Origin of the sequence: Pantoea sp. BRR-3P (assembly GCF_039621635.1) — a bacterium.
Taxonomy (GTDB): Bacteria; Pseudomonadota; Gammaproteobacteria; order Enterobacterales; family Enterobacteriaceae; genus Pantoea; species Pantoea floridensis.
Genome location: NZ_CP155066.1, coordinates 1,312,771 through 1,333,708 on the forward strand (window position 1 = coordinate 1,312,771; position 20,938 = coordinate 1,333,708).

A 20,938-nucleotide genomic window follows, 5' to 3' on the forward strand; every position below is an offset into this window, starting at 1 on the left:
AAGAAAAAATGGAAGCACTGACTTGTTTCAAAGCGTATGACATTCGCGGTGAGCTTGGTAAAGAGCTCAATGAAGATATCGCTTATCGTATTGGCCGCGCTTACGGCGAATTTATCAAACCCAAAACCATTGTGGTTGGAGGCGATGTCCGCCTGACAAGCGAACCGCTTAAAATGGCGCTGGCAAATGGCTTAATGGATGCCGGCACCGATGTGCTGGATATTGGTATGAGTGGCACAGAAGAGATCTACTTTGCCACTTTCCATCTGGGAATTGATGGTGGCATTGAAGTAACGGCCAGCCATAATCCTATGAATTACAACGGAATGAAATTAGTTCGTGAAGGTGCACGCCCTATAAGCGGTGACACTGGTTTGCGTGATGTTCAGCGCCTCGCGGAAGCTAATCAATTTGCAGAAATTGATCCTGCCAAGCGTGGTAGTTATAAGCAGATTTCCGTTCTGGATGCCTATGTTGATCATTTGATGGGTTACATTGATTTGGCTAATTTTAAAAAGCCAATGAAGCTGGTGATTAACTCAGGTAACGGTGCCGCTGGTCATGTGATTGACGAGATTGAAAAGCGCTTCCAGCAGGCTAATGCTCCGGTTAGTTTCATCAAGGTTCATCATCAGGCAGATGGTCACTTCCCGAACGGTATTCCTAATCCTCTGTTACCTGAATGCCGCAAAGATACGTCTGATGCAGTGCGTGAGCATACAGCAGATATGGGTATTGCCTTTGATGGTGATTTTGATCGCTGCTTCCTGTTTGATGAAAATGCGGAATTTATTGAAGGCTATTACATTGTTGGTCTATTAGCCGAAGCGTTCTTAAAAAAAGAACAAGGTTCTAAAATAATCCACGATCCTCGACTCAGCTGGAATACGGTTGATGTCGTCAATAGTGTGGGAGGAACCCCGATAATGTCAAAAACAGGGCATGCATTCATTAAAGAACGTATGCGTGAAGAAGATGCTGTTTATGGTGGTGAGATGAGCGCCCATCACTATTTTCGTGATTTTGCCTATTGTGATAGCGGCATGATCCCATGGCTTTTAGTGGCTGAGCTCCTCCAAACGAATGAGGCGAGTCTTCAATCTTTAGTCAAAGAGCGAATGGCTAAGTTTCCCGCCTCCGGTGAAATTAATCGCAAAGTTAATAATGCTGCCAAACTCATTGAGTTGATAGAAGACAAATACAGTGCAGGCGCTCTGGAGATTGATAAAACTGATGGACTCAGTATGTCGTTTGAGGATTGGCGTTTTAATTTGAGAACGTCCAATACTGAACCATTAATGAGATTGAACGTAGAGAGTCGACAGAATCCTGAGCTCATGATGAAGAAGACATCAGATATATTGTCTTTACTTGATAAGGGTAATTATGTTTGACATGTTGAAATCTATTTATCAATATCGCGGTTTTATTATCAGCAGCATAAAGCGAGATTTTCAATCTCGTTATCAAACAAGTATGTTAGGAGCACTATGGTTAGTGCTCCAACCACTTGCGATGATTTTAGTGTATACATTGGTTTTTTCTCAAGTAATGAAAGCCAGAATGCCTGATAACACAGGATCATTTGCATATAGCATTTATCTTTGTTCAGGTGTTTTAACGTGGGGGCTGTTTACCGAAATTTTAGATAAAAGTCAGGGCGTATTTATTAATAATGCCAACTTGATAAAAAAACTCAGCTTCCCTAAAATTTGTTTGCCGTTAATTGTTGTCGCATCAGCTATACTTAATTTTTTAATAATTTTTTCACTTTTCATTATATTCCTTATATTTACCGGAAACTTCCCTGGATGGCTGATTCTAACAATGATTCCAGTTATCTTGCTGCAAATAGCATTTGCGACAGGGTTAGGGATGATCTTTGGTGTTGTGAATGTGTTTTTCAGAGATGTTGGGCAGTTTGTTGGTGTGTTATTACAATTCTGGTTCTGGTTTACCCCGATTGTCTACGTATTAAATTCTCTGCCTCAATGGGCGCACAAAATCCTTATGTTTAATCCGGTTGCACGTCTGATGCAGTCTTATCAGGGGATATTTGCTTACCATAAAATACCAGAATGGAGCTCACTAATTCCGGTACTGATTTTGAGTATTATCTTTTGTGTCTACGGATTTATTTTATTTAGAAGACACGCGACTGAAATGGTGGATGAACTCTGATGACTCATATCTTGGTTTCCGGCCTTGGAAAAGCATACAAAATTTATCAGAGAAAAGTTCATCGATTGAAGGAATGGATGATTCCCGGTATTAAGCCGCAACACTCCCTTAAGTGGATTTTGAAAGATATTAATTTTGAAATAAATGAGGGTGAAGCAGTTGGCATCATTGGCATCAATGGTGCTGGAAAGAGCACATTGCTGAAATTAATTACTGGCACAGCTAAACCTACGACAGGTAATATTGATATTTCAGGCCGTGTTGCCGCAATGCTTGAACTTGGTATGGGATTTCATGCGGATTTCACCGGCAGGCAAAACGTCTACATGTCTGGCCAATTACTCGGCTTGTCGATTGAACAAATTAATCAACTAATGCCAGAAATTGAGTCCTTTGCTGAGATTGATGACTATATTGACCAACCCGTCCGAGTTTATTCAAGTGGTATGCAGGTAAGGCTGGCCTTTAGCGTGGCAACGGCTATTCGACCAGACATCCTGATCATTGATGAAGCGCTGTCGGTTGGAGATGCCTATTTCCAGCACAAAAGTTTCGAACGCATTCGCGAATTTAGAAGAAAGGGAACAACATTGCTTCTAGTCTCGCACGATAAGCAGGCTATCCAAAGCATTTGCGATCGAGCCATCCTATTAAACCAAGGTGAGGTGGCTATGGAGGGGAAACCAGAGGCTGTAATGGATTATTATAATGCGCTGCTTGCAGATAAAGAAAAAAAATCAATTAAGTTGAGTGATAATAATGGAAAATTAGCGACGCTCTCAGGTACTGCAGAAGCGCGTATTAGCCGTATAGAGCTGCTAAATGAAGATAATGAGTCGATTGAAACTTTACAGGTCGGAGAAGCTGTCTCACTAAAAATTCAAGCTGATATACATGACGATATTGATGAATTAGTCGTGGGCTATGTTATTAAAGATCGCTTAGGGCAGCCTGTGTTTGGTACAAATACTCATCACATGAATAAAGTGTTGAGTGGGATTGCGGCTGGAAAAAAAATTGAGTATACCTTTAGTTTTGACGCCAATTTGGGCGTTGGCTCCTATTCCATTGCAGTCGCTTTACATTCATCAGATACACATGTTGCTAGAAACTATGAATGGCGCGATCTTGCTTTAGTTTTCACAGTTGTGAACAGCGGTAAACCATCCTTTATAGGCGTAGCCTGGATGCCACCCCAATTGGAGATTAAAGGTGAGTAATAATTTTTACCGTGCATTTGAAGACAAACATCGTGGTAGCGTTGCCGATATCCGTCAAAGATTAACAGTATACTTGCCGTTAATTACTAAACTTAATTCTTACTTTCCTGATGCGAGCGTCGTCGATATAGGTTGCGGACGTGGTGAATGGTTAAAATTACTGCGTGATAACAATATTCAGGCAGTAGGGGTCGACCTTGATGAGGGGATGCTTGCTGAAGCACATAAAGATGGCCTCACAGTTGAATTAGACGATTGTATCAATTTTCTCAAGAGGCAAAATAGTGACAGTGTTATTGCAGTCACGGGCTTTCATATTGTCGAGCATCTTCCGTTTGAAATTGTTCATACGCTGGTACTAGAAGCGCTTCGGGTATTAAAACCCGGTGGTCTTCTTATACTTGAAACGCCGAACCCCGAAAATATAAGTGTAGGAAGTTGTTCGTTCTACATGGATCCTACTCATCATAACCCTATCCCACCGGAACTATTAAAGTTTCTGCATGATTATTATGGATTTGAAAGAACGCGAATAGTCAGACTCCAAGAAAGTGCCCGAATTAAAGATAGTTCTTCTAAACTTACACTATCGGAAGTATTGAAGGGGGTCAGTCCGGATTATAGTTGTGTTTCTCAAAAGGCAGCTTCTCTAGAGTTAACTACCGAATTTGACGAGTTTTTTGTTAAAAAGATCGGTGTAACCTTAGATGAACTTGCTGATCGCTACGATATGGTAATAGGAGATAAACTGGATGTTATCTCCTTGGAGCATGCTAAGGAAATTGAAAGCATTCGTGCTGAAATTAAAAGAAATAATGATTTTAATAAAGAATTAGAACAAAGATTGTCTGCAGTTTATTCTAGTAATTCTTGGCGCATTACTGCTCCTTTACGGGGTATGATAGAAATAGGTAAGCGTGCAAACGTTGCTCGTAAAAAAGGCCATAAATATCTTGCTAAAGCTATAGTACGCAAAATATTGCAGCGGCTTGTCCTTGTGTCCATGAAATACCCAAAGGCTAGGTCTGGAGTTTTGGGCTTGATGCGTAAACTCGGAATATATTCTTTAGTAAAGAGTGTATATTTTAGATCTTTAAAAGAAAAAAAACACGTGCATCATTATAATAATTCTTCATCTGTATCGCATTTTGATAATTTGACAACCAGGGCTAAGGAGATCTACCAAGATCTTCATGACCATGAAGTAAAGAATCATAAAGGTAATAAATAATGAGAATTATAATCGATTTACAGGGCGCACAAACTGAAAGTAGATTCAGAGGGATAGGGCGCTATTCATTATCTATTACTAAAAGTTTACTACGTAATAACAGGTACCACGACTTCTATGTTCTTCTTAATGGTAACTTTGAACATACTATTGAGGGCATAAAAAATACTCTAGATGGTCTGTTACCTGAAAAAAACATTCTGGTATGTCAACTACCGGCACCTCTTCGTGCCTGCGATGAAGGAAATGAATGGAGACAGAGTGCTGCTGCAATTATTCGCGAGGAAATGATACGCACACTTTCAGTTGATTGGGTTTTTATTACTAGCCTATTCGAAGGTCATATTGATGACGCCACGCTCACCATTAAAAAATTGCAAACCAATACGAAAGTAGCGGTGCTTCATCACGATCTTATACCCTTAGTCAATGAAAAGACTTATCTGCAAGATGGTCATTTTCGCCAATACTACATGAAGAAAATTGAATGTCTGAAAATAGCAGATCTTATTCTGACAAATTCAGATTATACCGCCCATGAAACTCATAAATGTTTACCTGAAGCTTTAGGTAAAATTGTTTCAATCTCATCTGCCACTGAGGATGACTGGTACGATAAAGAGATCATTGATATTACAATCGATAAAGTAAAAGAAAAATTCTCAATCAATAAAGATATTATTCTTTATGCGCCTGGTGGTTTTGATAAGCGTAAAAATTTTGAAAGACTTATTGTTGCATTTTCTGAAATTGAACCTGAACTGCGCTTTAGTAAGCAATTAGTTATTATCAGCAAGGTCAATGAGGCTGAACGCAACTATCTGCTATCTATCGTAAAAAAGGCAGGTCTGTCAAAAAATGATGTTATTTTGACCGGTTATGTTAGTGATGATGAACTAATTCTTCTCTATCGGAACTGCTTCCTATTTATTTTTGCCTCTGAGCATGAAGGGTTCGGGCTTCCTATTTTAGAAGCAATGAGATGTGGCGCGCCAACAATTGGTTCGAATGTGACCAGTATACCTGAAGTTATTGGGTTGGAAGAGGCGCTTTTCGACCCATTTTCTGTCAACTCCATCAAGTGTAAAATTCGTGACGTTATTATTAATGACAAATTCCGTCATTCCCTCCAAAAGCATGCTTCGAGTCAAGCCACAAAATTTTCTTGGGACATTTCTGCTCTACGTGCTCTTGAAGCTCTTGAACACTTCGAGTCTGAAATCAATGTTGCAGGCGGGAGTACCTTAGAGGCTATCTCTGCAATCGACAGCATAAAAAAAATTAGCACCAAAGTGAGGCCTAATGATCAGGACATTTTACGCGTCGCCGAGGCGCTAGACCGTAATCTTAAACGGGTAGAACTGAATCATGTTCTATCTAAACCATTGGAATGGCAGGTCGATGGCCCCTTTGACTCATCTTATAGTCTCGCCTTGGTCAATCGTGAATTTGCTCGTGGCCTTGCCAGAGAAGGCGTAGAGATTATTCTGCATTCCACTGAGGGGCCTGGCGATTTCTCCCCAAACTTATCTTTCATGCAAAGATCGGCCAATGCTGACTTGCTAGCATGGAATGAGAAGGCTGACAAAGAGAAGACTCAATCAGTTTCCATTCAGTCACGTAATATCTACCCGCCAAGAGTGTCTGGGCTCAATTCTAAGGTAAAATTTTTACACTGTTATGCTTGGGAAGAAACGGGATATCCGCTTGAGTGGATTCATAGTTTTAATCAAGAGCTTGATGCGGTTCTCTGTACTTCACACCATGTTAAAAAGATTCTCATTGATAACGGCCTGCGCATACCTGCAATAGTAACGGGTAATGGTTGTGATCACTGGGAAAGTGTTTACGCAAAGGACTACTCACTTGGAACCATTAAAAGATTCCGTTTTCTGCATGTCTCATCATGCTTCCCGCGTAAAGGGGCAGAAGCAATGCTTGAGGCCTACGGTCAAGCATTCAGTCGTGAAGATGATGTGACTTTAGTCATTAAGACTTTTGACAACCCCCATAATACAATCTCTGAGAGCCTTGAAGCATGGCAGAAAGAACGCCCGAATTTTCCTGAGGTTATCATTATCAAAGAGGATCTTGACGAAAGTAGCCTTAAGAGCATCTATGAACAATGCGATGTGCTCGTTGCGCCAAGTTGTGCGGAAGGCTTTGGGCTACCCATTGCGGAAGCCATGTTGAGTGGAATGCCTGCTATTGTCACAAACTGGAGCGGGCAAAAGGATTTTTGTGATTCAACGAATAGTTGGCTGGTGGATTACCATTATGCTCATGCCAAAACTCATTTTGGTCTTTACTCTTCTGCTTGGGTCAATATCGATGTTGATGACCTGGCGAGAAATATGAAACTTGCAGTGTTGACACCAAGAGAGCAGCGAAGTGAAATGGCTAAAAACGGACGTGAGAAAATTCTTTCTGGCTTTACGTGGTCTGCTGTCGCACAGCGTTCTGTCTCTGCAATACGTTCTCTTGAAACTAAAAATTGGGAGTGTAATCAACAAGCAAAAATAGGTTGGATAACGACCTGGAATACCAAATGCGGCATCGCAACTTACTCACAGCATTTGATTGATAATATGTCTGGTGTTAATCCAGTTATTTTTTCACCCAATGGGCAAGAGCTCATTGACAAAGAAAATGACTTTAGTATACGTAGTTGGAATATTGGTAAAGAAAGAAATGATTTCGACTCTATCATCCAGCATATAGAGCGTATTGGACTTAATACTATTATTATTCAGTTTAATTTTGGATTTTTTAATCATGCCGAGCTGTCAGAATTAATCTACGCATTAAAACAAAAAAATGTAGTTATTGTGATGACACTGCATTCGACAGTTGATCCTGAAAAGAAACCAGAACAGAATTTTAAATTAGAGCATATGCTTGATGCCTTAAAATGCTGTGACCGTCTGTTAGTGCATTCCTTTGCCGACATGAATCGCTTAAAGTCTCTTGGGGTGGAAGAAAACGTAATGCTTTTTCCCCATGGTGTTTTAAGCAACGGAAGTTTATCACTTAAGCCACAAACTAAAAAAAGCATGCCAGTTATCGCTAGTTATGGTTTCTGCTTACCTCATAAAGGTCTTAGTGAAATTGTACAAGCGGTAAAAATTCTAAGAGACCAAAACAATACAGTTAAATTAAAACTGGTTAATGCTGAATTTCCTGTTGGTGAGTCCCGAGATTTAATTTTTGAATTGAAAAAATATGTTAACGAAAATAATATTTGCGATCTCGTGGAATTCCATAATAGTTTCTTATCTGATGATGAAAGTTTAAACTTATTGTCAGAAGCTGATCTGCTCCTTTTTGCCTATCAAGATACTGGGGAGTCTGCTAGCGGGGCGGTACGATATGGGATGGCTACAAGCAAACCTGTTATGGTTACTCCTATTCCCATCTTTGACGACCTTGGTGATGCAGTATTTAAGTTTAATGGATTCACTGCCGCCCAGATTGCTAAAGACATCACTACACAGCTTAATGAAATTAAAAGCGAAAGCCCGAAATGGGAAGCGGTTACGAATTCAGCGGAGAGTTGGCGCAGTCAGCATGATTATCGTGTTGTAGGCATGCGACTTGATAATATCTGTAACGGTTTGATTAGAAATAGAGTAATCAAAGATTTCAATTAATTGTACTATGAGCCATAGTTATAAGGCTCTCATGAGGAATTTATGAAGGTTATTCTCTCTATCGAACCAATAAAATATCCCATAACAGGTATTGGTCGTTATACTTACGAATTAGCAAAAGCGTTAAAAAAAATAAAAAAAATCGATGAGCTTCTCTACTTTGATGGGAAAAAGATTGTTCAGGATATACCTGATGAAAACACAGGTATAACATTATCACATGGATTAAAAAACATTCTTAAAAACAATTCCGCAGCAATTAAAATATATCAAACGCTTTCACCAAAAATAAAAAAAAGAATACTGTCACGCTACGGCAACTATATTTATCATGGTCCGAATTTTTTTTTACCAGAGCATGAAGCTAAAAAAGTGTGTACATTTCATGATCTCAGTCCGTTCATATACCCGAGTTTTTTTGAGCCGAAAAGGTGTAAATACACCCAGCAAGAAATTCTAAAAGGACTTAAACGCAGCGATTTTATTATTACGGTTTCGGAATATATCAAAAAAGAACTGTGTGAGCGTTTCGATTACCCGAGTGATAAAATAAAAACTACGCATTTGGCTGCTTCAAAGAACTTTTTTCCGAGGGATGAGTTACAAACATCATCGGTATTAAAAAAATATAACTTAAAATACCAAGGGTTTTCACTATTCGTCGGCACTATTGAGCCCCGTAAAAATATAGTTTCTCTCATCGACGCTTATGAATCTATGCCAGCTGAACTTAGGCTCTCTTATCCACTGGTTATTAGTGGGTTTAAGGGGTGGAGAAACGAGCAGATTCTTTTTAGAATTAAAAAAGCACAAAGTGAGGGATGGCTGATTTACCTGGGATATATTCCTAATGCGGATATACCTCTGCTTTACAGTGCAGCCAAAGTATTTTGTTTTCCCAGTAATTATGAGGGGTTTGGCTTGCCTGTTTTAGAAGCACTACAGTCTGGTGTTCCGGTAGTATGTTCAAATAACTCCTCATTACCAGAGGTAGCCGGTGAAAACTCATTTTTTCATGAGGCAGGGGATGTTGAGGGTATACGAAATCAGCTCGAAATTGCATTATGCTCTGATGAACATAGAAATCATGCAATTGAGCGGGGAATCATTCATGCCAGACGTTTCAGTTGGGAAAAGTGCGCCCAACAAACGATGGATGTTTATAAAGAATTAATTCATTTATGATAAAAGTTCTTCATTTTTATAAAACTTATTATCCAGATACGTTCGGTGGTATTGAACAAGTTATATTCCAACTTGCCGAGGGCTCAAAAAATAGCGATATTGAGACTAATGTTCTCTCATTGACCCCCGGTGAGACAAATCTTAACGCAACCATAGCCTCTCATAACGCCTTCAAGATCCATTCGGATTTCTCCGTAGCATCAAGTCCATTTTCATTTAGCGCACTATCACTGTTTAAAGAACTTTCAAGTGAGGCCGACATTATTCATTACCACTTCCCATGGCCATTCATGGATGCTTTGCATTTTATTTGTAAGATAAACAAGCCAACGGTAGTAAGCTATCATTCTGATATAGTGCGTCAGAAGAAATTACTAAAAATTTACACACCATTAATGCATAAGTTTTTATCATCTGTAGACAAGATAATTGCTACTTCACCAAACTATGTGGAAACAAGTCCAACCTTAAAAAAATACCTAGATAAGGTTGAGGTAATACCTATTGGAATTAATCAGGAAGGGTATGACCTACCAAATTCCGCGGTGCTTAATTCCTGGCGAACCAGACTACCTGAGCGTTTTTTTCTTTTTGTCGGAACACTTCGTTATTATAAAGGATTGCATGTACTATTAGATGCTAATAAGGATAAAGATTTCCCAGTAATTATTGTGGGATCTGGACCCATCGAGAATGAATTGAAATTGCAAGTCGAAAAACTTGGTCTCAAGAATATTATTTTCCTTGGTGCACTAGATGACGTTGATAAAATAGCGTTGTTACATCTCTGCTATGCGATGGTTTTCCCATCACATTTAAGATCAGAAGCATTTGGTATTTCATTATTAGAAGGGGCGATGTTTAGCAAACCTCTCATCTCGAGTGAGATAGGTACAGGAACATCATGGATAAACATTCATAATGAGACTGGTATTGTCATTCCACCATCTGATCCGGAAGCATTGGCAATGGCGCTAGAGACATTGTGGGAAAACCCGGAATTGGCAAAGACTTACGGAAATAAGGCTTACGAGCGTTACCGGGAACATTTTACAGGTGAAAAAATGGTCTCAGCATACCAGTTTCTGTATAAGTCATTGATAAGTTAGTTGTTTTTTTGGTTGGTGACTTTAGCATCATTCACTACCCGAATATGACTGTAGTGAGTTAACATAATTTCCACCTTTGTTCGCCAGCAGAATTTGTCTGGTAATGAGACCTTCAGACAGGAGTACAAAATGTCCAAGCAACAAATCGGTGTTGTAGGTATGGCAGTAATGGGCCGCAACTTGGCTCTTAACATTGAGAGCCGCGGTTACACTGTTTCTATCTTCAACCGTTCACGCGAAAAGACTGATGAAGTCATCGCTGAGAACCAAGAAAAGAAACTCGCTCCTTTCTATACTGTTGAAGAGTTTGTTGAATCGCTGGAAAAACCACGCCGTATCCTGCTGATGGTACAGGCTGGTGAAGCGACTGATAAAACCATCGCTTCCCTGACTCCGCACCTGGATAAGGGCGATATCCTGATCGATGGCGGTAACACCTTCTATAAAGACACCATTCGTCGTAACAAAGAGCTTTCTGACCAGGGCTTCAACTTCATCGGTACCGGCGTTTCTGGTGGTGAAGAGGGTGCACTGAAAGGGCCATCTATCATGCCTGGTGGCCAGAAAGAAGCATATGAACTGGTTGCGCCTATTCTGGATAAGATCGCTGCGCGTGCGGAAGATGGTGAAGCTTGTGTAGCTTACATCGGCCCGAATGGCGCTGGTCACTATGTGAAGATGGTACATAACGGCATCGAATACGGTGACATGCAGCTGATTGCTGAAGCCTATGCGCTGTTGAAAGGCGCGCTCGGTCTGAACAACGAAGAGCTGGCTGAAACATTCACCGAGTGGAACAACGGCGAGCTGAGCAGCTACCTGATCGACATCACTAAAGATATCTTCACCAAGAAAGACGAAGACGGTAAATATTTGGTTGATGTGATTCTTGATGAAGCAGCCAATAAAGGTACCGGTAAATGGACCAGCCAGAGCTCACTGGATCTTGGTGAGCCGCTTTCACTGATCACTGAATCTGTATTTGCCCGTTATTTATCTTCCCTGAAAACCCAGCGCGTTGCGGCTTCCAAAGTATTGAGCGGCCCGCAGGCGAAAGCCTTCACTGGTGATAAAGCTGAGTTCGTAGAAAAAGTGCGTCGCGCTCTGTATCTGGGCAAAATCGTTTCTTACGCTCAGGGCTTCTCTCAGCTGCGCGCTGCATCGGAAGAGAACAACTGGGATCTGCATTACGGTGAGATTGCTAAAATCTTCCGTGCGGGTTGCATCATCCGTGCTCAGTTCCTGCAGAAAATCACTGATGCTTACGCGAACGATGCAGACATCGCTAACTTGCTGCTGGATCCATACTTCAAGAATATCGCTGATGAATACCAGCAGGCGTTGCGTGATGTTGTTTCTTATGCAATTCAGAATGGTATCCCGACGCCAACCTTCTCAGCGGCGATCGCTTATTACGATAGCTACCGTTCAGAAGTTCTGCCAGCTAATCTGATTCAGGCTCAGCGTGACTACTTCGGTGCTCATACTTATAAGCGCATCGATAAAGATGGCGTATTCCACACCGAGTGGTTGGATTAATAGCAATAAGGCTTCCTTCGGGAAGCCTTTTTTTATACCAACAACTCCCCCCGTCTCCCCGCATTCTCCCCAGCCAGCCGCACCACCAGCATCCCAGCCGTGACAAACTTAGTCAGATTCCTTGCATACAGCACGCCACCAAATTCCGCCACCAGCGGTGTTACCTGGTCGGTAATCGGATCTACGACCTCCGCGACAACTTCCCCTGCTTTAATCCATTCACCCAGCTTGCGTCGATACAAAACCAGCCCCGAATGCGCCGCATGGATATACTCACAGCCTGCCAGCTGAGTCGCTGGATGGAGCAGGGCAGGGGAATCACCCAATTCACCGGTGATATAGCCGCCTTCAATCAGCGCATTGATGATCGCGTCAGCATCCTTTTCCGCCTGCTCTGGTGATACATCTGCCAAACCGCGCAGCTCCAGCGTTACCGGCAGCAATCCGCGCGGCATAGGGTACTCGTCGCCAAAGCGCTCAGCCAGGGTTAGCCACGGCTCACAGCAGGCTTCATCAAACGGCTCACCACCTGATATCTGTGCCAGCAGCTGCACTTCACTTCCCAGCCAGCGCGCCAGCGGTTCGATATCCGGCCACGCGTGCGGCGTGGTGTACAGATGCGGCAGCGCGTCCCAATCGCAGTGCAGGTCAATCATCAAATCTGCCTGGCTGGCCATACGCATCAGCGTAAAGCGCTGAGAATCGAGCTCGGTGCGCGCCATCAGGCTGCGATAGTGACGATCGATCGCCTCGCGAATCAGACGTTTGTTTTCGTATTCACTCTGCGTGAGCGAGTCTGCCAGCTCCTCAATCAGGGCTTCTCCCAGTGCCGGGAAGCGGCGATTGAAGTCCTGACCCGATAAAGTATGAAAACGGCCCAGATGGCTGCCGTGCCAGTGTTGGCCCATCGCCAGAGGATTAGCCACCGGCACCAGTGTGATTTTGGATTTGAGCTTGCCAGCAGATTCCAGCGCTAATAGCTTTTGCTTCAAATACCATGCCACCGCCATACCTGGCAGTTCATCGCCATGCAGAGCGGCCTGAATATAAACGCGCTGCTGCGAATCAGTACCAAAGTGGAAACTAACAATTTCGCGTTGCGTGCCCAGCGAGGCGCTTAATAGAGGATGATGTTGTTGTTGCATAACGCTATCGATGTCCTTTATTCATGGCACGCTTTCAGCGACGCCAGATGCATTTTCTGATGGAATTATAGTGCTGAGTGCAAAAAGGGCGGCAAAAAAGCCGCCCAAAAGATTACTGCTGGATGGAGATGTCAGTCGCGAAGTACTGTTTCTGAATTTTATCGAAAGTGCCGTTGTTCTTCAGTTCGGCAAACGCGTTATCCAGTGCGGTTTTCAGTTCGGTGTCGCCTTTACGCAGACCAATGGCGGTGCCTGGACCGATAATCGGATCCTGCACAATCGGGCCCGCCAGTTCGAAATCTTTACCCTGCGGATGCTTCAGGAAGCCATTGGCCGCCTGTGCCGCATCGGTGAACACCACGTCAAGTCGGCCTGAAATTAAGTCGCTCTCAACCTGCGCCTGATCGCCGTAAGGCACCACCTGCACGCCGTGTGGTTGCCATTTAGCAAGTGCATAACGCTCCTGCACCGTGCCTTGCTCAACGCCCACGGTTTTGCCTTTCAGTGATTCGGCGGTTGGCAGCAGGCCGGAGCCTTTACGCGCAATCAGTTGAGTATGGGTGTCATACAGCGGCACGGTGAAATCAATCTGCTTCAGACGCTCTTCGGTGATGCCCATATCAGACAGAATGGCATCAAACTTACGCGCTTTTAGCGCCGGGATCATGCCATCGAACTGGCTCTCTACCCAGACGCATTTGGTTTGCATCTGTTCGCACAGCGCATTGCCGAGATCGATATCAAAACCGACCAGCTTGCCCTGTGGCGTTTTGGATTCGAATGGGGGATAGGTTGGATCAACCGCGAAACGCACCTGATCAATTTTCGCCTGTGCGCCGAATGCGCAACCTGCCAGCACAGCCAGCGCCAGCGTCTGACGCAGGCGGGCGGTAAAACGAGAACTTGCCATAATATCGGTCTTCTTGTGTTGTGATGTTGAATCACGAAGAGTACCGCTCACCGTCGGACATGGCAATTAGAGGATTATTTTCATCACGTTACCATTATGCAGCGCCTGATAATCCGCGATATTCAGCACCACCGACTGCTCCAGCAAGCCTGCATTAAAGGCAATTTCGTCATAGCGTTCAAACAGCAGCGGATCCACCACTAATTGTAAATCCGGATGGAAACTAAACGGCGGAATGGCACCAAACACGCAGCCGGTTAGCGCATCCACTTCCGCCGGCGAGGCCAGCGACGCACGACGGCCGCCAACTGCCGCTGCCACTTTGCTGAGATCGGCTTGCCGATCGGCGGGCAACACCGCCAGCACATGCTGTTTGATGCCGTTACCTTTCACATGACACACCAGCGCTTTCGCGCCTTGTCCCACTTCGGTACCGCGAATCGCCGCCACCGCTTCACATTTGCCAGTCGCTTCATGCGTCATCACGCGATAGCGCGCCCGATGCTGGTCGAGCAGGGCGAGCAGTTTTTCATGGGTGGTCATGTTTTTTTCCATGCTGATGAATAGCGTAGGGTGTGCATTTATGCGCACCTGGAAGATTGGTCGCCATGAATGGCGACCCTACGGAAAATTATTTATGCCGCGCGCGCAGATTATTAATGATGGTACTCAAATCCAGCTCCTGATCCTGCAGCAGCACCATTAAGTGATACAGCAGATCAGACGCTTCATTGGTCAACTCGTGACGATCGTTAACCGTGGCCGCCAGCGCGGTTTCCACGCCTTCTTCACCCACCTTCTGCGCAATGCGCTTGGTACCGCTTGCGTAGAGCTTTGCGGTATACGAGCTCTCCGGATCGGCGGTTTTGCGTGAAGCCAGCAGCTGCTCCAGCTGGTAGAGGAAAGTCCAGTCTGGCGCCGCCGGCGAGAAGCAGCTTGAGGTGCCGAGATGACAGGTTGGGCCAATCGGATTGGCCAGCACCAGCAGCGTGTCGTTATCGCAATCCGGCGTGATGCTCGCCACTTGCAGGAAGTGGCCCGAGGTTTCGCCCTTGGTCCACAAACGGTTTTTGGTGCGAGAGAAGAACGTTACGTTGCCCTCGCTGAGGGTTTTTTGCAGCGCTTCCTCGTTCATATAACCGTGCATCAGCACTTCACCGGAAACATTGTGCTGGACGATAACAGGCATCATGCCCGCAGTTTTGACCCAATCCAGCTTGCTCAGTTGTTCTGCAGTTAACACGCGCGAATCTCCACACCGTTGTCGATCAGGAAGTTTTTCAACTCACCGATATTGATAATTTGTTTGTGAAACACCGAAGCGGCCAGCGCGCCATCAACGTTCGCCTGCTCAAAGGCCTCGAGGAAATGCGGCATGGTGCCTGCGCCGCCGGACGCGATCAGCGGCACTTTGCAGACGTCGCGCACTTTCTTCAGCTGCACCAGATCGTAGCCGTTACGCACGCCATCCTGGTTCATCATATTGAGGACGATTTCACCTGCGCCCAGCTTCTGCACTTCCTGCACCCAATCGAGGGTTTCCCACGTGGTGACTTTGGTGCGCGCTTCGTCGCCGGTGTACTGATTAACGTGATACTTGCCGCTCGCGTCGTCGAACCAGGTATCAATGCCCACCACAATACACTGCACGCCAAAGCGATCGGCCAGGCGCGTAATCAGTGTAGGATCGGCCAGCGCCGGGGAGTTGATAGAAATCTTGTCAGCGCCGAACTGCAGAATGCGCGCCGCGTCTTCCTCACTCTTAATGCCGCCCGCCACGCAGAAAGGAATATCAATCACTTCCGCTACGCGCGATACCCAGCTTTTGTCCACCACGCGGCCATCCGATGAGGCGGTGATATCGTAGAACACCAGCTCGTCCGCGCCTTCCTGCGCATAACGCTGCGCCAGCGGCACGATGTCGCCAATGATTTCGTGGTTGCGGAACTGAACGCCTTTCACCACTTGCCCGTCACGCACATCGAGACAAGGAATTATCCGTTTTGCCAGCATGCAATCGCCTCCGCCACCGTGAATTTATCTTCCAGTAAAGCGCGACCAACGATCACGCCCTGGGCGCCGCTGCCGCGTAAAGCGGCAATGTCATCCAGCGAACCGATGCCGCCGGAAGACTGGAAAGCGATATCCGGGAAGGCCGCAGACACCTCTTTATACAGCGCGACGTTAGAGCCGCTCAGCGTGCCGTCGCGAGAAATATCGGTACACAGCACATGCTTGAGGCCAACCGGCAGATACCAGCCAATCACCTCTTCCAGCGTGACGCCCGCCGCTTCCTGCCAGCCGCTGATCGCCACGTCTTTGCGATTATTGGCATCAATGCGCACATCTAATGCCAGCACGATGGCGTCCGCGCCAAACTCGCTAAACCAGCTTTTCACCTCTTCCGGTTGCTTCACCGCGGTGGAACCGACCACCACGCGCGTAGCGCCGGCAGCCAGCAGCGCCGCCACGTCATCACGGTTGCGGATGCCGCCGCCCACCTGCACCGGCACATTTACGCCGCGCAGCAAGGTGGTGAGCAGGGGAATCTGGCGTTTCGCCGGATCTTTCGCGCCGGTTAAATCCACCAGATGCAGCACCTCGGCGCCCTGGCGTTCGTAGTCCTGCAAGCGTGGCAGCGGGTCGCTACCGTAATCGCGCTGCTGGCCGTAATCGCCCTGATGCAGGCGCACCACTTTGCCGTCGATTAAATCTAATGCGGGGATAATCATCACATCTCCAGGAAATTTTTCAGCAGCTGCGCGCCGGCTTTGCCCGAACGCTCCGGGTGGAACTGCACGCCAAAGAAGTTATCTTTCTGCAGGGCCGCGGTGAACGGATGGCCGTAGTCGCACTGGGCGATGGTCGCCGCATTCACCGGCATGGCGTAGCTGTGCACGAAATAGAAGTAGCTGCCATCGGGAATATCGCGGAACAGATGATGACCCGCTTTGGCGGTGATCTGATTCCAGCCCATGTGCGGCAGCGGTAAACCTTGCGTATCCATCAGCGACACCGGTTCATCGATCAAACCGAGCGTGGTCACGCCACCGTTCTCATCGCTGCCGCGGCCGAGCAGCTGCATACCGAGGCAAATGCCGAGCACCGGCTGGGTACAGGCTTTGATCAGGTCGATGAGATCGCGCTCCTGCAGCTGACTCATCGCCGCCTGCGCGGTACCTACGCCCGGCAACAGCAGTTTGTCAGCATGCAGCACCACGTCCGGATCGCGGCTAACCTGCGGCGTGTAGCCAAGGCGCTCAATCGCCCACTTCACCGACGACAGGTTGGCGCAGCCGGTATCAAGGATCACCACGTTCATCACAGCACTCCTTTCGAGCTCGGCAGGGTGTTGCCTTCCACGCGAATTGCCTGGCGCAGCGTGCGGCCAAAGGCTTTGAACAGACTCTCCACGCGATGGTGATCGTTGCGGCCTTTGGTTTTCAGGTGCAGCGTGCTCATCATGGCGTAGGAGAGCGAGCTGAAGAAGTGCTCAACCATCTCGGTGCTGAGATCGCCGACGCGCTGATAGCTGAATTCGGCTTTGAATTCGATGTGCGGGCGGCCCGAGATATCCAGCGCGCAGCGCGCCAGGCACTCATCCATTGGCAGCACGAAGCCGAAACGGCCGATGCCACGTTTGTCGCCCAGCGCTTTCAGCAGCGCTTCGCCGAGCGCCAAACCGGTATCTTCTACCGTGTGGTGATCGTCGATATAGAGATCGCCTTTTACATCAATGTTCATGCGGAAGCCGCCGTGCACCGCAATCTGATCCAGCATGTGATCAAAGAAGCCGACGCCGGTGTTAATTTTGCTGCCGCCTTCGCGGTCCAGCCACACTTCGACTTTAATCTGCGTCTCTTTGGTGTTGCGTTGCACCAGCGCGTAGCGATCGCGCTTAGTCAGGCGAGCCTGAATCGCATCCCAATCTTCGCCTTCCGCGCCGTAGCGCAGGCCCTGAATGCCCATGTTTTGCGCCAGCTGAATGTCGGTGAGACGATCGCCAATCACATAGCTGTTGGCGGTGTCCAGCGCGCCAGCGGCCAGCCAGGCTTCCACCATTTTGGTTTTCGGCTTGCGGCAATCGCAGTTATCTTCCGGCATGTGCGGGCAGATCAGGATGTCGCTGAAGTTCACGCCTTGCGAGCTGAGGATCTGCATCATCAGGTTGTGCGGACCATCAAAATCGGCCTGCGGGAAGCTGTCGGTGCCTAAGCCATCCTGATTAGTGATCATCACCAGCTGATAACCGGCTTCCTGCAACGCCAGCAGTGCGGGAATGGCGTTTTTCTCAAACGCCAGCTTCTCCATACGATCCACCTGATAATCGCTTGGTGGCTCAGAGATGAGGGTGCCGTCGCGGTCGATAAAAAGGATCTTCTGACTCATGCTTGCTCCACTGATAAGGCTTGCAGCGCGGCGATCAGGCGCTCGCACTCTTTACGGGTGCCGATGGAGATGCGCAGGCATCCCGCAAGGCCGGGGTTTTTGTTTTGGTCGCGCAGAATAATGCCTTGATCCCACAGCGTTTTAAACACTTTTGGTGAATCCGTGAAGCGCGCCAGAATGTAGTTGGTTTCACTCGGGAACACTTGCTGCACCACCTCAATCTGCGGTAACTGCTCAAACAGCCAGGCGCGATTGGCGTTCAGTTCGGCGACGTGCTGGCGCATCAGCGCGATGCCTTGCTCGCTCAGCGCCTGCCCGGCGACATCGGCCACCGGCGTGGCGAGTGGATAGGGCGCAATCACCTTCATCAGTAGATCGATCACCGGCTTGTTCGCCAGGGTGAAGCCGCAGCGCAAACCGGCCAGCGCAAAGGCTTTTGACAGCGTACGCAGAATCACTAAATGCGGATAATCCTGCAGCCAGCTCGCCAGCGTCGCTTCCGGGCAGAACTCGATATAGGCTTCATCAGCCACCACCAGCGCTTTACCGGCGGTCATCGCCAGCAGCTCGCGGATGTCATCCTGATTGATCAGGTTGCCGGTGGGATTGTTCGGGCTGCACATATAGACAACTTTTACGCCGTCGATCTGCTCGGCAATCGCTGGCAGATTGAGCTGCCAGTCGTCGAGCGCGGCTACGGTGCGATATTCAATGCCGATGGTTTCGGCACTGACGCTGTACATGCCGTAGGTTGGCGGGCAGAACAGAATGGCATCTTTGCCCGGCTCGCAGAAAGCGCGCATCAGCAGCTCAATGCCTTCATCGGCACCGCGGCTCACCAGAACCTGCTCCGGTGTTAAACCGGCGTAAGCGGCGTAACGCTCAATCACCAACTTCGGCTGGCATTCCGGATAGCGGTTTAGCGTCTGCTGCGACAGCTCAAACGGCACCGGCAGCGGGAATTCGTTGGCGTTCAGCCACACATCACCGTTGCCACCCAGACGACGCGCCGATTGATACGGCGTTAGCGCGCGCACGTTGGCGCGCGCTAACTCTTCAATATTCAGGCTCATGCTTGCTCCTTCAGCGCGGCAACACGCAGGGTAACGGCATTTTTATGGGCTTCCAGCTGCTCGGCGGCGGCCAGGGTTTCAATTGTCGCGGCAAGATTAAGGAAACCTTGTGGCGTTAACTCTTGCACCGTCATACGTTTCTGGAAATCGGCCAGTCCAAGGCTGGAACAGGTGGCGGTGTAACCGTAGGTCGGCAGCACATGATTGGTGCCAGACGCGTAATCGCCCGCCGATTCCGGCGACCAGTCGCCAAGAAACACGGAACCGGCGCTGGTGATGCTGTCTACCAGCTCGCGCGGCTGACGCGTCTGAATAATCAGGTGCTCCGGGCCGTACAAGTTGGAGATCTCGATGCACTGATCCAGGTCGCGCAGCACAATCAAACGGCTGCTCTCTAACGCCTGACGCGCGGTGGCGGCACGCGGCAGCTGTGCCAGCTGTTCCTCAACCGCTTGCGCCACGCCTGCAGCCAGCTGCAGCGACGGCGTCAGCAAAATCACCTGCGAATCCGGGCCGTGCTCCGCCTGCGACAGCAAATCGGATGCCACGAATGCCGGCGTTGCGCCTTCATCCGCAATCACCAGCACTTCCGATGGACCGGCAGGCATATCAATTGCCGCACCGTCGAGACGCTGGCTGACCTGACGTTTCGCTTCCGTCACATATGCGTTGCCTGGGCCAAAAATCTTGTCCACTTTCGGCACAGTTTCGGTGCCGAAGGCGAGGGCAGCGATGGCTTGTGATCCGCCAACCTGAAACACCTCTTTCACACCGCACAGCTGCGCGGCGTAAAGGATTTCATCGGCAATCGGCGGCGGCGAGCACAACACCACGCGGCCGCAACCGGCGATACGAGCTGGCGTCGCCAGCATCAACACGGTTGAGAACAGCGGGGCGGAACCGCCAGGAATGTACAAACCCACCGATTTCACCGGCCGGGTAATCTGCTGGCAGCGTACGCCGGGCTGGGTTTCCACATCCACTTCGGCAAGAATCTGTGCGTTGTGGAAGGTTTCAATATTAGCCATTGCGGCAGCCATTGCCTGTTTCAGCGTGTCGCTCAGGCGGTCGCTGGCGGCTTGCATCTCTTCTGGCGTGACGCGCAAATTATCCACCTGCGCCTTGTCGAAGCGCGCGCTAAATTCGCGCAGCGCTGCATCGCCTTCATTTTTCACTTTTACCAGCACGTCGCGCACGATGTGACTGATGCTTTCTGAAGCCGACATCGCCGGACGCATCAGCAGCGCTTGCTGCTGCTCTGCGCTGCACTGTTGCCAATCAATCGGTGTCATCAGGTTGCTCATCG

Annotated in this window: 18 protein-coding genes; 8 read left to right on the forward strand and 10 right to left on the reverse strand. The window is 47.7% G+C overall.

From position 1 onward, the window contains the following. The first annotated feature begins 8 nt into the window (after positions 1-8). The 8 genes from cpsG (at position 9) to gndA (ending at position 12,115) form a co-directional block, all read left to right on the forward strand. Positions 9-1,394 (forward strand): phosphomannomutase CpsG, encoded by a 1,386-nt coding sequence (gene cpsG, locus AAGR08_RS05950; RefSeq protein WP_345829038.1) that lies wholly within the window; start codon positions 9-11, stop codon positions 1,392-1,394. Then, positions 1,387-2,181 carry an ABC transporter permease gene (locus AAGR08_RS05955; protein ID WP_345829039.1) on the forward strand — a complete coding sequence of 265 codons (795 nt, stop codon included), beginning with the start codon at positions 1,387-1,389 and terminating at the stop codon, positions 2,179-2,181. Before cpsG ends, AAGR08_RS05955 begins: the two co-directional genes overlap by 8 nt. After that, positions 2,181-3,401: an ABC transporter ATP-binding protein gene (locus tag AAGR08_RS05960; RefSeq protein WP_345829041.1), complete on the forward strand. Its 1,221-nt coding sequence runs from the start codon at positions 2,181-2,183 to the stop codon at positions 3,399-3,401. The genes AAGR08_RS05955 and AAGR08_RS05960 overlap by 1 nt, the downstream gene beginning before the upstream one ends. Further along, the gene (locus AAGR08_RS05965) at positions 3,394-4,632 is read left to right on the forward strand and encodes a class I SAM-dependent methyltransferase (RefSeq protein ID WP_345829043.1); all 1,239 of its coding nucleotides are present in this window, start codon (positions 3,394-3,396) and stop codon (positions 4,630-4,632) included. The genes AAGR08_RS05960 and AAGR08_RS05965 overlap by 8 nt, the downstream gene beginning before the upstream one ends. Then, positions 4,632-8,282 (forward strand): glycosyltransferase, encoded by a 3,651-nt coding sequence (locus AAGR08_RS05970; RefSeq protein ID WP_345829045.1) that lies wholly within the window; start codon positions 4,632-4,634, stop codon positions 8,280-8,282. Before AAGR08_RS05965 ends, AAGR08_RS05970 begins: the two co-directional genes overlap by 1 nt. Before the next feature lie 42 nt (positions 8,283-8,324). Then, entirely contained in the window at positions 8,325-9,467 is a 1,143-nt protein-coding gene (locus AAGR08_RS05975) for a glycosyltransferase family 1 protein (protein ID WP_345829047.1), read from the forward strand. Next, the gene (locus AAGR08_RS05980; protein ID WP_345829049.1) at positions 9,464-10,576 is read left to right on the forward strand and encodes a glycosyltransferase family 4 protein; all 1,113 of its coding nucleotides are present in this window, start codon (positions 9,464-9,466) and stop codon (positions 10,574-10,576) included. The genes AAGR08_RS05975 and AAGR08_RS05980 overlap by 4 nt, the downstream gene beginning before the upstream one ends. 129 nt (positions 10,577-10,705) lie before the next feature. Next, entirely contained in the window at positions 10,706-12,115 is a 1,410-nt protein-coding gene (gndA, locus tag AAGR08_RS05985; protein WP_345829051.1) for an NADP-dependent phosphogluconate dehydrogenase, read from the forward strand. Positions 12,116-12,147: 32 nt separating this feature from the next. On the opposite strand, the gene AAGR08_RS05990 is transcribed toward gndA, so the two are convergent. The 10 genes from AAGR08_RS05990 to hisD all read right to left on the reverse strand — a co-directional run bounded on the left by AAGR08_RS05990 (position 12,148) and on the right by hisD (position 20,936). Beyond that, positions 12,148-13,260: a succinylglutamate desuccinylase/aspartoacylase family protein gene (locus AAGR08_RS05990; RefSeq protein ID WP_345829053.1), complete on the reverse strand. Its 1,113-nt coding sequence runs from the start codon at positions 13,258-13,260 to the stop codon at positions 12,148-12,150. A gap of 112 nt (positions 13,261-13,372) precedes the next feature. Next, positions 13,373-14,170: an ABC transporter substrate-binding protein gene (locus tag AAGR08_RS05995; RefSeq protein WP_345829055.1), complete on the reverse strand. Its 798-nt coding sequence runs from the start codon at positions 14,168-14,170 to the stop codon at positions 13,373-13,375. Between the two features lie 66 nt (positions 14,171-14,236). Continuing rightward, a complete protein-coding gene (locus AAGR08_RS06000) occupies positions 14,237-14,713 on the reverse strand; it encodes a YbaK/prolyl-tRNA synthetase associated domain-containing protein (RefSeq protein WP_345829057.1) in 477 nt (158 codons plus the stop codon). Between the two features lie 88 nt (positions 14,714-14,801). Continuing rightward, the gene (gene hisIE, locus AAGR08_RS06005) at positions 14,802-15,413 is read right to left on the reverse strand and encodes a bifunctional phosphoribosyl-AMP cyclohydrolase/phosphoribosyl-ATP diphosphatase HisIE (protein ID WP_345829059.1); all 612 of its coding nucleotides are present in this window, start codon (positions 15,411-15,413) and stop codon (positions 14,802-14,804) included. After that, positions 15,407-16,183, reverse strand: a complete 777-nt coding sequence (gene hisF / locus AAGR08_RS06010; protein ID WP_097096741.1) for an imidazole glycerol phosphate synthase subunit HisF — start codon at positions 16,181-16,183, stop codon at positions 15,407-15,409. Before hisF ends, hisIE begins: the two co-directional genes overlap by 7 nt. Then, on the reverse strand, positions 16,165-16,902 hold the full coding sequence (hisA, locus tag AAGR08_RS06015) for a 1-(5-phosphoribosyl)-5-[(5-phosphoribosylamino)methylideneamino]imidazole-4-carboxamide isomerase (RefSeq protein WP_345829063.1): 738 nt from the start codon (positions 16,900-16,902) through the stop codon (positions 16,165-16,167). The genes hisF and hisA overlap by 19 nt, the downstream gene beginning before the upstream one ends. Next, the gene (gene hisH, locus AAGR08_RS06020; protein ID WP_097096743.1) at positions 16,902-17,492 is read right to left on the reverse strand and encodes an imidazole glycerol phosphate synthase subunit HisH; all 591 of its coding nucleotides are present in this window, start codon (positions 17,490-17,492) and stop codon (positions 16,902-16,904) included. Before hisH ends, hisA begins: the two co-directional genes overlap by 1 nt. After that, positions 17,492-18,559, reverse strand: a complete 1,068-nt coding sequence (gene hisB, locus AAGR08_RS06025) for a bifunctional histidinol-phosphatase/imidazoleglycerol-phosphate dehydratase HisB (RefSeq protein ID WP_345829065.1) — start codon at positions 18,557-18,559, stop codon at positions 17,492-17,494. The genes hisH and hisB overlap by 1 nt, the downstream gene beginning before the upstream one ends. Further along, positions 18,556-19,632 carry a histidinol-phosphate transaminase gene (hisC, locus tag AAGR08_RS06030; RefSeq protein WP_345829067.1) on the reverse strand — a complete coding sequence of 359 codons (1,077 nt, stop codon included), beginning with the start codon at positions 19,630-19,632 and terminating at the stop codon, positions 18,556-18,558. Before hisC ends, hisB begins: the two co-directional genes overlap by 4 nt. Further along, on the reverse strand, positions 19,629-20,936 hold the full coding sequence (gene hisD, locus AAGR08_RS06035; RefSeq protein ID WP_345829069.1) for a histidinol dehydrogenase: 1,308 nt from the start codon (positions 20,934-20,936) through the stop codon (positions 19,629-19,631). The genes hisC and hisD overlap by 4 nt, the downstream gene beginning before the upstream one ends. Positions 20,937-20,938: the final 2 nt, after the last annotated feature.